This window comes from Micromonospora sp. NPDC003241 (assembly GCF_053589795.1).
On the sequence record NZ_JBSFSO010000006.1, the window covers coordinates 49,527 to 62,145 of the forward strand.

Sequence of the window (12,619 nt, forward strand, 5' to 3'; positions counted from 1 at the left end):
GGCACGCCGGAGACGACCGAGAGCGGCGTCGGCCCCGACGCGGCCACCATCACCGGCGAGGACCGGTCCACGTTCGGGTTCCGCTGGGCGGGATTCCTCACCCGCTTCCGGATCCCGGTGATCCTGGCCGGAGTGATCGGTCTCGGCCTGCTCGCGCTACCCGCCCCGGACATGCGTCTGGCCCTGCCCGACGCCGGCACCGCGCCGGCCGGCTCGGCTCCCCGGGTCGCCAACGACCTGATCACCGAGGGCTTCGGGCCGGGCTTCACCGGCCGACTCGCGGTGGTCGTGGCCGGCGACGACGCGCAGGCCACCGCCGCCGCCGTGCCGCAGGTGGCCAACCTGGTGCAGAACACCGAGAACGTGCTGGCGGTGGCCCCGCCGCAGCTCAGCCCGGACGGCCGGACCGCGCTGCTCGGCGTGATCCCGCTGACCGGCCCGACCGACCCGGCCACCGAGACGATGGTGCACGACATCCGTACGGCGGTCGACGGCGTCCAGGGCGCCGACGTGCTGCTGACCGGCGTGACCGCGATCGGCATCGACATCTCGGAGAAGCTCTCCGACGCGATGCCGGTCTATCTGGGCCTGGTGGTCGGCCTGTCGATCCTGCTGCTGATGCTGGTGTTCCGGTCGGTGCTGGTGCCGATCAAGGCGGCGCTGGGCTTCCTGCTCACCGTGGCGGCCACCTTCGGTCTCACGGTCGCGGTGTTCCAGCAGGGTCACCTGGCGGACCTGTTCGGCCTGGACACCCCGGGCCCGCTGATCAGCTTCCTGCCGATCCTGCTGATCGGCATCCTGTTCGGCCTGGCCATGGACTACGAGGTCTTCCTGGTCTCCCGGATGCGGGAGGACTTCGTCCACGGCGACACCGCCCAGCAGGCCACGATCAACGGGATGGGGCACGGTGCCCGGGTGGTCACCGCCGCCGCGCTCATCATGACCTCGGTCTTCGGCGGGTTCGTCTTCCTCGACGACCCGGTCATCAAGTCGATGGGCTTCGCGCTGGCGGTCGGTGTCGCCATCGACGCCTTCGTGGTCCGGATGACCATCGTCCCGGCGGTGATGTCGCTGCTCGGCAAGGCGGCGTGGTGGCTGCCGCGCTGGCTGGACCGGTTCCTGCCCAACGTCGACATCGAGGGCGAGAAGCTACGCGCCAAGCTCGACGACAAGGTGCACGCCGGCACCTGACGGGTTGCGTGTAAGGAGGGGTCCCCTGCTAACGCCTCGTGCATAGCAGGGGACCCTTCCTAACATCAGCGCCCGCCCGCGACGAGCGCACGCACCACACCGCAAGCGCGCGTTCAGACGCCTGCGGGATAGGTTTCCATCTCGCCCGGTGTGGTCAGCGCGGGCAGTGGGTGCAGGGCGGTGGTCTCGTCGCACCAGACGAAGGCGTCGTACCGGTCCCCGAGCCGGGTCGGCACGTAGTTGCCCCACGACTCGAACGACGGGTCGTAGACCACGCCGACCGCCCGGTGGTCGAGTGTGTCGGTGACCCAGCCCGGCTGGTCCGGGCCGCCGAAGACCAGCACCGCCCGGTCCGGCATCAGCTCGTGCAGCCGGTGCTCCAGTGAGCCGGGGCGGGCCGGCGGCACCACCATCGCCTCGGCCGGGGAGCCCCAGCGCGGTGCTGCCGTCACCGTGCCGCGATAGCTGCCGAAGCCGATCAGGGCCACCCCGTCCGGCCCGTAGCGGTCCCGGGCGAGCTGGCCGATGTTGAGCATGCCGTCGGCGGCCATGTCGGTGGCCCGCGCGTCACCGACGTGCGTGTTGTGCGCCCAGACCACACCCCGGGAGCCCGGCCCGTAGTGGTCCAGCAACCGGTCCAGGGTGTCGGCCATGTGGCCGTCGCGGATGTTCCACGATCCCGGCCCACCGGCCACCATCTCCCGGTAGTACCGCTCCGCGCCGGCCACCACCTCCGCGTTCTGCCAGGCCGAGAAGGCGCCCGGTCCGGCCGTGGCGGCGTGTTCGCGGGTACGCGCCAGCAGCCGTACCACCTCCTCCTCGCAGCGGGCGGAGACGAAGCGGCTGGCCAGGCCGTACTCCTCCACCTGCTTGCCGTACGGCTCGAAGCACCGGTACGCGTCCTGGGCGGCCTCCAGCGACGCCGGGTCCTCCTCGCCGAGGTAGTCGAAGATGGCCTGCATCGACTCCCACAGGCTGTACACGTCCAGACCGTGGAACCCGGCCCGGGACGACTCGGGTCGTTCCAGGTTCCACGCCCGCAGCCAGCGGCAGAACCGGGCCACCTCGGCGTTGGACCACATCCAGGTCGGCCAGCGCTCGAAACGCTCCAGCGCGGTCTGCGGCTCCGTCGCACCACCCGCCGCAGCGGTCACCGAACGGTTCACCCGGTCGCAGTCCGGCCAGTCACCCTCCACCGCGACGAAACTGAACCCGCACTCGGCGATCAACCGCCGGGTGAGCTGTTCCCGGATGCGGTAGTAGTCGTGGGTACCGTGCGTCGCCTCGCCGATCATCACCACCCGGACGTCCCGGACTCGCTCCAGCAACGGGTCGAGGTCGCTCGGCGCGCCGAGCCGCTGTACCAGCATGCCTGCGGCTACCCGGCACCCCTGGGAGCAAACCCGGGGGTGTGCCGGGCGCCTCGGGCGGGTAGATCGGACACCATGACCGACAGCGGTGCCTTCCTGCCGGACCAGATCGCGGGGCTGGACTTTCCCGTCTCCCGCGAGGACCTGATCCGCTGGTGCCAGGAGAACGGCGCCAGCACCGAGCAGTTGGAGGCGGTCCGGGCGCTGCCGGTGGAGCACTTCGGCTCCCCGGCCGAGCTCGGTGAGGCGCTGCGCGCGGCGACCTGATCCGAGGTCAGCGCGCGTGCAGGAGCCGGTGCAGGGCCAACCACTGCTCCGGCCAGACGTGCCCGACCGGGGTGTCCGGCGCGAGCCGCCCGGCGCGCAGCGCCGCGGCCAGGCGGGCCCGCAGGTACTGCCGGGCCAGCGAGGCCGCGACCGAGCCGCCGGCACCGCCGAAGCCCAGCTCCACCATCCGCCGGTACGCGGGCAGCGTCTGCGGGGCCAGCAACGGACGTGCCCGACGGTCCACCCGCAGGATCCCCGCGTCGACCCGGGGCACCGGACGGAACGCGGCACGCGGCACCCGGCCGGCGAGCCGCCACTCGAACTCCGGCCAGGTCAGCACCGTCAGTCGGGTCCACCTGCCGTAGTCACCGGCGCGGCGACGGGCGTACTCCCACTGGGTCATCAGGGTCGCCGACCGCAGCGCGCCCTGACCCGGCCATCGAATTACCGGGCACGGACGCAGCCGACCCACGTCGGACGCGGGTCAGGCGGGCAGGTCGACGGTGGCGGAGCGGGTCCGGGCGGTCTCGGCGGCGGCCAGTACGGCGACCACCTCGCGGCCGAAGCGCACGTCGCAGCGGTGGTCCCGGGTGCCGCCGTCCACTTCGGCCAGCAACTGGTCGATCGCCACGGCGAAGGCGGTCGCCGAGGAACCGTCCGGGTTCGGCAGCCGCTCGACGCCGTTCTCGCCATAGAGGGTGAACTCCGCCGCCACCGCCTCGGGCGGGGCGTCCAACGTCAGCGACACCGTGCTGGTGGCCCCGCCGTCGTGGGTGAGCAGCAGGTGCACCAGATCACCGGGGCCGTCCACGGCCGTCACCCGGTTCACCCGGCCCAGCACCGGCAGCAGGACGGACAGCGCGTGCGGGCCGATGTCCCAGAGCGCGCCGCGCTCGCGCCGCCAGGGCGACTGGGCGTACGGGCTGCTGGGCTGGAAGATCGACGCGAACCGGACCACGCTCGCGGTGTGCCAGCCACCGGCCGCCGCGACGGCCGTGATGAAACCGGCGACCTCCGGCTGGTAGCGGCCGGTGAAGAAGACCACCGAGGCCACGCCGGAGGCGGTGGCGGCCTCGACCACCCGGTCGGCGTCGGCGACGGTCAACGCCAGCGGCTTGTCCAGCAGCAGGTGACGGCCGGCGGTGGCGGCCCGGACGGCGATGTCGGCCTGCACGTCCGGAGGCAGCGCCACGGCTACTGCCTCGCACGCCTCGATCAGCGCCTCGACCTCGGTGAAGGCCGGTACGCCGTATCGGGTGGCCAGCGCGGCGGCGCGATCCGGGTTGCGTCCCCAGACGCCGACCAGTTCCGCTCTCGGGTGCGCGTCCAGCGCCGCCGCATGCGTCTGTGCCGCCCAGTGGCCGGTGCCGAACAACCCGAACCGCATAACCGGTACCTCCCCGTCGTTGATCGCCACGGCCGACCCGCGGCACGGTCCACGCTAGTCCCCCGGCGGGTCCGGCCCGCCGCCCCGCCGCCTGTACTACGGGGGTTAGTAGAGTGGGCCGGTGATCGGAACGAGCACCGGACGGACCCGGTGACCGCCGCGCCCGCCGCCGGGTCCCCGGTCGACGGCGTCCCGGCGACCGTCGCCATCGTGCTGTCGCTGCTGGTCGCCGTGTGGGCGCTGGTGGCCACGCTGCGCCACCGGGCGCCGGACCGGGTGCAGATGATCGGCCTGGCCGTGCTGGAGCTGGCGTTGCTCGGGCTGGCGGTGCTGGCCGGGGTGGCCCTCGCCGGTGGCGAGCAGCCCGGCGAGCCGGGGGCGTTCTTCGGCTACCTGGTGACGCTGGTCTGCCTGCCGCCGCTGGCCGCGGTGCTGGCCCGGATGGAGCCGACCCGCTGGGGTTCGGCGATCGTCTGCGCGGTCTGCCTGGTGACGCCGGTGGTCGTGGTGCGGCTCCAACAGACCTGGGAGGTGCTCGGTGGCTGAGTCGCGGACCGCCGGGACGACCCGGACCAATGCCGGCCCCGGCCGCCTGCTGATCGCGGTGTACCTGCTCTTCGCGATCGCCGCCACCAGCCGAGCCGGCCTCCAGATCATCACCCGGTTCGACGAGGCGCCGCTGGCGTACCTGCTCTCGGCGCTGGCCGCGCTGGTCTACATCGTGGCGGCGGTGGGGCTGGCCCGAGCCGGGCACGCGGGCCGCCGGCTGGCCCTGGCCTGCTGCCTCGTCGAGCTGGTCGGTGTGGTCGGGGTGGGCGCGTTCAGCCTGGCCCGCCCCGACCTGTTCCCGGACGAGACGGTCTGGTCCGGCTTCGGCAGCGGGTACGGCTACATCCCGCTGGTGCTGCCCGTCCTCGGCCTGGCCTGGCTCTGGTTCACCCGCCCCCGGGTGTAAGGAAGGGTCCCCTACTAACGCCTCGTGCATAGGAGGGGACCCCTGCTAACACCCAACACCCACCACCCAACACCCACCACCGACAGGAGCGGGTCAGTCGCGCGGACCACCCGCGACGTAGATCACCTGACCGGAGACGAAGGACGCCCCCTCGCTGGCCAGGAACGAGATGGTGTGCGCCACGTCCTCGGGCCGCCCGACCCGGCGTACCGGGATCTCCCCCTCGGCGTGCTTCTGCATGGCCTCGAAGTCGATTTTCATCCGGGCGGCGGTCGCGGCGGTCATGTCGGTGACGATGAAGCCCGGCGCCACCGCGTTGACGGTCACCCCGAACGGCCCCAGCTCGATGGCGAGGGTCTTGGTGAACCCCTGCATCCCGGCCTTCGCGGCGGCGTAGTTGGCCTGCCCCCGGTTACCGAGCGCGGACGTGCTGGAGAGGTTGACGATCCGACCCCACTTGGCCTCGACCATGTGCTTCTGCGCCGCCTGGCTGACCAGGAACGCACCCCGCAGGTGTACGCCCAGGACGGTGTCCCAGTCGGCGTCGGTCATCTTGAACAGCAGGTTGTCCCGCAGCACCCCGGCATTGTTGACCAGCACGGTCGGTGCGCCCAGCTCGGTGGCGACCCGTTCGACGGCGGCCTCCACCTGCGCCCGGTCCGACACGTCCGCGCCGACGCCGAGCGCCCGGCCACCGGCCGACGTGATCGCCTCGACCGTCTCGGCGGTCGCCGACTCCTCGATGTCGACCACCGCGACGGCCAGCCCGTCGGCGGCCAACCGCCTGGCGGTGGCCGCGCCGATCCCGCGCGCCGCCCCGGTCACGATCGCGACCCGCTGCCCCTCCGACATGCCTACCTCCCGGTAACCTCGCTCGACGGCAGGAGCCTAACCCACCTCCCGCCCGCCTCCGGCCCACCGCAGTCCCCGGCCGGTCTGCGACGGCCGGGGACGCGCCTGCGTGGAAGCTAGGAGGACCAGGATCGACAGAGCCGGATCCACCGGTACCCGTGGCCGGCGATCTTGAGCTTGTCCAGCTTGCCCACGTCGTCGTAGTTGCGGTCGGCCAGCACGTCGATCGGCAGCTCCGCCTCCGACTCCAGCAGGCTCAGGTCGACCTCGGCGTCGTCGGTGCCCAGGTTGTGCAGGAAGACCATCGTGCCGGTCGGCCCGTCGGCCCGGTGCGCCAACACCCCCGCAGGCATCGGTACGTCGATGTGGGTGGTCGAGCCGGACCCGATCTCCGGGGCCTCGCGCAGCGTACGGATCATCCGCTCGAACCAGCCGAGCAACGAGTTGCGGTCCCGTCGTTGCAGGGTGACGTTGACCTTCTCGTACCCGAACTCACCCTTGTCGATGACCGGGCGCACCAGCTTCTCCGACTCCGCCCGGGAGAAGCCGGCATTGGCCTCGTAGGACCACTGCATGGGGGTACGGATCGCCTCCCGCCCCGGCAGCGCCAGGTCCTCGCCCATGCCGATCTCCTCGCCGTAGCGCAGCACCGGCGTGCCGCGCAGCGAGAACTGGAGCGAGTACGCCAACTCGATGCGCCGCCGGTCGTTGCCGAGCATCGGCGCGAGCCGACGACGGATGCCCCGGTCGTAGAGCCGCATGTCCTCGTCCGGGCCGAACTGCGCGTACACCTGGTTGCGTTGTTCGGCGGTGAGCCGGGACAGGTCGATCTCGTCGTGGTTACGCAGGAAGGTGGCCCACTGGCCGCCCTCCGGCAGGGCCGGGGTGTCCCGCAGCGCCTCGATCACCGGCTCCGGGTCCTGCCGGGCCATGGCCAGCATCAGCCGCCCGTTCAGCATGAAGTCGAAGAGCATGTGCACCCGGTTGGCCGAGCCGCCGCTGTCGCCGAAGAAGGCGGGCAGCTGGTCCGGCTCGACGTTCGCCTCGGCGAGCAGCACCGCGTCGCCCCGACGCCACTGCACGTGCTGGCGCAGCTCGGTGAGGAACTCGAAGTCCAGCTCCGGGTTCGGGTCGCCGGGCTCGGTGCGCTCGATGATGAACGGCACCGCGTCCATCCGGAACCCGGCCACCCCGAGCTGGAGCCAGAACGACATGATCTTCTTGATCTCGGCGCGTACCTGGGGATTCGTGGTGTTGAGGTCCGGCTGGAACTTGTAGAAGCGGTGGTAGTACCAGGACTTCGCGGTCCGGTCGTAGGTCCAGGTCTCGTGCTGCTCGCCGGGGAAGACCATGCCCTGGTGCCGGTCCGCGGGCTCCTCGTCGGACCAGACGTACCAGTCGCGGTACGGCGAGTCCGGCGACGAGCGGGCGGAGACGAACCACGGGTGCTGGTCCGAGGTGTGGTTCACCACCAGGTCGATGATCACGCGGATGCCCCGGTTGCCGGCCTGGTGCAGCAACTCGGCGAAGTCGCCGAGGGTGCCGAAGCGCGGGTCGACGTTGTAGAAGTCGGTCACGTCGTACCCGTCGTCACCGTTGGGCGACGGGTGGATGGGGTGCAGCCAGAGGCAGGTCACGCCCAGCCGGGCCAGGTAGTCCAGCCGGCCGATCAGACCCCGGATGTCACCGACCCCGTCGGCGTCGGAGTCCGCGTACGTGTCGATGTCGAGGCAGTACACGACCGCCTCCGAGTACCACCTGTCAGACATGCCCGGGAACCTTCTCCGCACCGCCCGCCCGGCAAACCCGCCGACGTCGCGAGCGGGACCCCGCCGGGGACGGCTGATCGGTACCGTGCCGTCATGCGGAGCATCGAGTGGTCCAGCGGGACGTGGCACGGGCAGCCGGCACGGACGGGCGTGGAACCGGCCGGCGTCCTGAGCGTCGAACCGGGGCCGAGCAGCGACCTGTGGCGGCACACCAGCTACGGGTTCGTGCACGACGACGCTCCGGCCCTGCTCACGCCCTTCCCGGTGGGCAGCGCGATGGAGGTGGACTTCCCGCTCGACTACACCGAACAGTTCGACCAGGCCGGCGTACTCGTGTGGGTGGACGACCGCACCTGGGTCAAAGCCGGAGTGGAGGTCAGTGACGGCCACCCCCAGGTCGGCGCGGTGGTCACCCGCGAATTCTCCGACTGGTCGGTCGCCCCGGTGCCCGACTGGGTCGGCCACGAGGTGACGGTACGCGTCAGCCGCACCGGCGACGCGCTGACCGTACGCGCCCGGGTGGCCGGCGAGCAGTGGCGGCTGGTCCGGCTCGCACCGCTCGCGCCCGACGCCGACGCCTCCGCCGGACCGTACTGCTGCTCCCCCAGCCGGGGCGGGCTGACCGTCCGGTTCACCGACTGGCGACTCGGCCCGGCCGACGCCGCCCTGCACCCCGAGGAGTAACAGCGGCCCCGCGCGGGTAGGAGCCTTCCTTTACGGAACCTCGCGGAGGCACCGCATGGCACTCGCCCAGGATGTCGACCCGAGCCAGCTCGGTGGACTCACCGGCTGGGTGGCCGGCGTGATCGAGGCGGGCGGAGCGGTGGGCGTGGCCCTGCTGGTCGCCCTGGAGAGCATCATCCCGCCGATCCCCAGCGAGATCGTGTTGGCGATGGCCGGGTACCTGGCCGGCGAGGGCCGCTTCAACGTGATCGTGGTGACCGTCGCGGCCACCGCCGGTTCGCTGCTCGGCGCACTGGTGCTCTACTGGCTCGGCGCCGCACTCGGCGAGGAACGGCTCAAGCACTGGCTCGACCGCCTGCCGCTGGTGGACCTGGAGGACCTGGAGAAGGCCGACCGCTGGTTCGAGCGGTACGGCCGGCGCGCCGTCTTCTTCGGTCGGATGGCGCCGGTGGTCCGCAGCCTGGTGTCGATACCGGCCGGCGCCAACCGGATGCCGCTGGTCGAGTTCGTCACGCTGACCACGCTGGGCAGCGGCATCTGGAACGGGCTGTTCATCGGGCTCGGCTACGCGCTCGGCTCGCAGTGGCACGAGATCGACCGCTACAGCTCCTGGTTCGACTACGGCATCATCGCCGTCTTCGTCTTCATGATCGTCTCCTGGGCGATCAAGAAGAAGCGCCGCCGCGCCCGGACCCGCACCCCCGCCTCCCGCTGACCCTGCAGCTCCGCCCCGCCCCGCCCTCGCGCCCGCCCCGCCCGGCCCGGCCCGGCCCCGTCGATCATGGAGTTGTGGCGCTCGTTCTGCACCGTTATGCAGCTTTTGCGGGGGGCCATGACTCCATGATCGATGGGCAGGGCGGGACCTAGGGCAGGCGACCAGGGCAGGGCGTGATCCAGGTTTGGCCAGGGCGGGGCGGACAGGGGCGGGCGGGGCCGGTGGCGGTCAGGGGAGGGTGCGGAGGTGGGGGGCGACGGTGCGGGCGAAGGAGTTGTTGTGGGTGACGTCCCAGTTGATCGACCAGGTCATCGCGCCCCGCAGCCCCGGGTAGGTACGCGGCGGGCGGAAGCTGCCGCAGTTGGTGCCCCGGGTCAGGCAGTCCATCGCGGCGTTGACCACGCTGGGCGCGACGATGCCGCCACCGGCCGCCCCGGGACCGGCCGGCAGACCGAGCCCGACCTGGTCGGGCCGTAGTCCCGCCTCCAACTGGATGCAGGCCAGCGCGACGATGAAGTTGACCGTGCCCTGGGCGTACGCGGCGTTGTTGTCGCAGCCGAGCATCGCCCCGGAGTTGTAGAACTGGGTGTTCACCACGGTCAGGATGTCCTTGATGTCCAGCGCCAGCTTGAAGTAGCTGGTGGTGGGGTTCTGCATGTCGATGGTCTGCGGTGCCATCGCGATGATCAGCCGACTGCCCACCTTCGCCCGCAGGGAGCGCAGCGCCTGCCCCATGTAGGTCGGGTTCAGGCCGTTCTCCAGGTCGACGTCGACGCCGTCGAAGCCGTAGCGCTGGATCAGCGCGTACACACTGTCGGCGAAGGCCACCGCGGACGCCGCGTCGTTCACCGCGACCCGGCCGGTCTCGCCGCCGACCGAGATGATCACCTTCTTGCCGCGGCTCTGGAGGGTGCGCACGTCGGCGGAGAAGTCGGCGTCGGTGTAGCCGCCGAGCGAGGCGGACAGGCCCGGGTCGATGGCGAAGGAGACCGCGCCGGGCGTGGTGGTGGCGTCGGCGAAGGCGACTGCGACCAGGTCGTACTCGGTGGGCACGTCGCGCAGCCGCAGCTCGACGGCCGGGTTGTCGAAGTTGTGCCAGTACCCGGTGAGGATGTGCTTCGGCAGGCCGGTGACCGGCGGCGGGCTGGTCGGCGGCGGGGTCGTCGGAGGTGGCGTGGTCGGCGGCGGCGTCGTCGGGGGCGGGGTGGTCGGCGGCGGCGTGGTCGGGGTGGTGCCACCGGCGCAGGCCGCGCCGTTGAGCCGGCAGTTCGTGGGTACGCCGGAACCGTTGCCGAGGAAGCCGAAGGAGACCGACGCGCCGGGGGCGATGGTGCCGTTCCAGGAGCGGTTGGTGAACGTGTGGCGCTGGCCGCTGGAGGTCAGCAGCGCGTCCCAGTAGCTGCCGAGCGTGGTGCCGTTGGGCAGGTCGAAGGCGAGGCTCCAGCCGTTGACCGTGCTGCTGCTGCCGTTGGTGATGGTGTACTTCGCCTCCCAACCGGAGCCCCAGTCGGACGTCTTGGCGAAGCTGGCGGTGACTCCGGCGGCGTACGCGGCGGGCGCCAGCCAGACCGCACCGAGCGCGGCGGCCAGTGCGCCGACCACTGTGAGCACCAGGGTTCGGGACCGTTTCATGTGAGCCTCCAGACCGGACGGAAATCCATGGGCATCGACCTGGCGCTCATTATTAAGACTGTTAACTATTTCTGTCCAGAGCTGGCGTGGGGTTGTTAGGAGGGGTCCCCTGCTATGCACGAGGCGTTAGCAGGGGACCCCTCCTTGCACGAACCCCTTACCCGAGCACCGCGCTCAGCGGCGGAACTGGAACCAGTTGACGTTGACGAAGTCGTTCGGCTGGCCGCTGCTGAACGTCAGGTAGACGGTCTGTCGACCGGTCACCGAGGTGACGTTGCCGGGCACCGAGCGCCAGCTCTGCCACCCGCCGGTGTTGGCGAGGGCGAAGCTGCCGATCGGCGTACTCGTCGGGCTGCCGATCCGCACCTCGACCAGGCCGCTGACGCCGGCCGCCGCGCCGGAGGCGACCCGGGCCACGAAGTCGCGCGGCGCGGTGGAGCCGAAGTCGACGTTGTCGAAGCGGACCCAGTCACCGTTGCGCAGCGCCGCGATGTTCTGCCCGCCCTCGGAGCACGCCTCGACGATCACGCCGTTCTGCGCGTTGTACGACTCGGCCTGGATGGTGCCGTACGCGTCCCGCACCCCGGTCGGGGGTGGCGTGGTCGGCGGCGGGGTGGTCGGCGGGGTGCTGCCGCCACGGCTGTAGACGGCCACGTAGTCGACGAGCATCGGACGCCCCGGCACGGTGGCCGAGGTCGGCGTGGCGCTGCCGGCCACCCCGTTCGGGAAGGCGCCGCCCATGGCGACGTTGAGCAGCAGGAAGTAGCCCGCGTGGCTGGTCATCTGCGACCAGTACGGCTCGCCGACCCGGGACTGGCTGACGGAGTGGTAGAGCTGCCCGTCGACGTACCAGCGCAGTTGCTGCGGGCTGGTCGAGGCGTCCCACTCGAAGCGGTAGGTGTGGAAGGCCGACTGGCAGGTGCTGCCGGGGCAGGCGCGGGAGCCACCGAGGCCGTTGTGCTCGTCGCACGGGCCGCCGGGCGCCACGCCGCAGTGCAGCACGCCCCAGACCGTGTTGAGCCCGTTGACGTTCTCCATCACGTCGAACTCGCCGATGCCGGGCCAGTTCTGGTAGTTGCCCCGGTACGGCGAGCCGAGCGCCCAGAACGCGGGCCAGTAGCCGGAGGCGGCGGCGCCGGTGACGTTGGGCATCTGGATGCGGCCCTCGATGGCCAGGATGCCGCCGCTCGGGGCCTTGAAGTTGCTGCGTACCGTCTCGATCCGGGCCGAGGTCCAGCGGCCGGAACTGTCACGCAGCGGCGTGATCCGCAGGTTGCCGGCGCCGTCGTGGCTGACGTTCGAGGTGCTGTTGGTGTACGTCTGGATCTCGCCGGTGCCCCAGTTGGGCGGCCCGCCCGGGTAGCTGGTGCCGGTGTCGATGATCCAGTTGCTGGACGACGGCAGGGTGCCGGCGGCGCCGGTGAAGTCGTCGCTCCACACCAGGCTCCACCCGGACGGGGGCGTCGGCACGGCGGCGTCGGCGGTCGCGGCGAGCCCCGCGACGCCGGTGACGGTGGCGGTGATCAGGGCCAACGCGAGCCGCAGCCGGCGTCGCGCGGGCAGGGCGGCGGGCGCCGCCGGGGCAGGTGTCATGGACGTGCCTCTCTGCGGGACGGGGATGTGAGAGCGCTCTCTCAGGAGTTGTACGTCCGACTCGAACAGTTGTCAATGTCGATCGACCGGCTCTCGTTCGGCCCGGATGTTAGGAGGGGTCCCCTGCTATGCACGAGGCGTTATCAGGGGACCCCTCCTTACACGAGCAGGGCGGGTTTCCCCCGACCACCACAGGGGGTAATT

The 12,619-nt window shown here is 71.5% G+C and carries 11 protein-coding genes and 2 pseudogenes; 6 read left to right on the forward strand and 7 right to left on the reverse strand.

The genetic code is table 11. From position 1 onward, the window contains the following. Positions 1 to 57: 57 nt before the first annotated feature. Positions 58 to 1,191: pseudogene (locus tag ACWDVW_RS06990) on the forward strand (MMPL family transporter); the annotation flags it as partial. Between the two features lie 113 nt (positions 1,192 to 1,304). Here ACWDVW_RS06990 and ACWDVW_RS06995 read toward each other — a convergent pair. Then, complete coding sequence (locus ACWDVW_RS06995; protein WP_449945660.1) at positions 1,305 to 2,561, reverse strand: erythromycin esterase family protein; 1,257 nt, start codon at positions 2,559 to 2,561, stop codon at positions 1,305 to 1,307. A gap of 75 nt (positions 2,562 to 2,636) precedes the next feature. Here ACWDVW_RS06995 and ACWDVW_RS07000 point away from each other — a divergent pair, with 75 nt between their 5' ends. Further along, positions 2,637 to 2,828, forward strand: a complete 192-nt coding sequence (locus ACWDVW_RS07000) for a DUF2795 domain-containing protein (RefSeq protein ID WP_350692482.1) — start codon at positions 2,637 to 2,639, stop codon at positions 2,826 to 2,828. Between the two features lie 7 nt (positions 2,829 to 2,835). Here ACWDVW_RS07000 and ACWDVW_RS07005 read toward each other — a convergent pair. After that, positions 2,836 to 3,249, reverse strand: a pseudogene (locus tag ACWDVW_RS07005) (rRNA adenine N-6-methyltransferase family protein); the annotation flags it as partial. Between the two features lie 63 nt (positions 3,250 to 3,312). After that, the gene (locus ACWDVW_RS07010) at positions 3,313 to 4,215 is read right to left on the reverse strand and encodes a Gfo/Idh/MocA family protein (RefSeq protein WP_449945661.1); all 903 of its coding nucleotides are present in this window, start codon (positions 4,213 to 4,215) and stop codon (positions 3,313 to 3,315) included. Between the two features lie 150 nt (positions 4,216 to 4,365). Here ACWDVW_RS07010 and ACWDVW_RS07015 point away from each other — a divergent pair, with 150 nt between their 5' ends. Both ACWDVW_RS07015 and ACWDVW_RS07020 read left to right on the forward strand, forming a co-directional pair. Further along, entirely contained in the window at positions 4,366 to 4,761 is a 396-nt protein-coding gene (locus ACWDVW_RS07015; protein WP_350692488.1) for a hypothetical protein, read from the forward strand. Further along, positions 4,754 to 5,170, forward strand: coding sequence for a hypothetical protein (locus ACWDVW_RS07020; RefSeq protein WP_449945663.1), 417 nt, complete (start codon positions 4,754 to 4,756; stop codon positions 5,168 to 5,170). Before ACWDVW_RS07015 ends, ACWDVW_RS07020 begins: the two co-directional genes overlap by 8 nt. A 93-nt stretch (positions 5,171 to 5,263) precedes the next feature. On the opposite strand, the gene fabG is transcribed toward ACWDVW_RS07020, so the two are convergent. Together fabG and ACWDVW_RS07030 are read right to left on the reverse strand one after the other, a co-directional pair. After that, on the reverse strand, positions 5,264 to 6,022 hold the full coding sequence (gene fabG / locus ACWDVW_RS07025) for a 3-oxoacyl-ACP reductase FabG (RefSeq protein WP_396744537.1): 759 nt from the start codon (positions 6,020 to 6,022) through the stop codon (positions 5,264 to 5,266). Positions 6,023 to 6,138: 116 nt separating this feature from the next. Then, positions 6,139 to 7,791 (reverse strand): alpha-amylase family protein, encoded by a 1,653-nt coding sequence (locus ACWDVW_RS07030; protein WP_449945666.1) that lies wholly within the window; start codon positions 7,789 to 7,791, stop codon positions 6,139 to 6,141. Between the two features lie 93 nt (positions 7,792 to 7,884). Between ACWDVW_RS07030 and ACWDVW_RS07035 the strand changes: the two genes are divergently transcribed. Continuing rightward, on the forward strand, positions 7,885 to 8,475 hold the full coding sequence (locus tag ACWDVW_RS07035) for a DUF1349 domain-containing protein (RefSeq protein ID WP_449945668.1): 591 nt from the start codon (positions 7,885 to 7,887) through the stop codon (positions 8,473 to 8,475). 55 nt (positions 8,476 to 8,530) lie between these two features. Then, positions 8,531 to 9,190, forward strand: a complete 660-nt coding sequence (locus ACWDVW_RS07040) for a DedA family protein (RefSeq protein WP_449945670.1) — start codon at positions 8,531 to 8,533, stop codon at positions 9,188 to 9,190. 228 nt (positions 9,191 to 9,418) lie between these two features. Here ACWDVW_RS07040 and ACWDVW_RS07045 read toward each other — a convergent pair whose 3' ends face one another. Both ACWDVW_RS07045 and ACWDVW_RS07050 read right to left on the reverse strand, forming a co-directional pair. Continuing rightward, on the reverse strand, positions 9,419 to 10,822 hold the full coding sequence (locus ACWDVW_RS07045; RefSeq protein ID WP_449945672.1) for a chitinase: 1,404 nt from the start codon (positions 10,820 to 10,822) through the stop codon (positions 9,419 to 9,421). A gap of 174 nt (positions 10,823 to 10,996) precedes the next feature. Continuing rightward, entirely contained in the window at positions 10,997 to 12,415 is a 1,419-nt protein-coding gene (locus tag ACWDVW_RS07050) for a carbohydrate-binding protein (RefSeq protein ID WP_449945674.1), read from the reverse strand. Between the last annotated feature and the right edge of the window lie 204 nt (positions 12,416 to 12,619).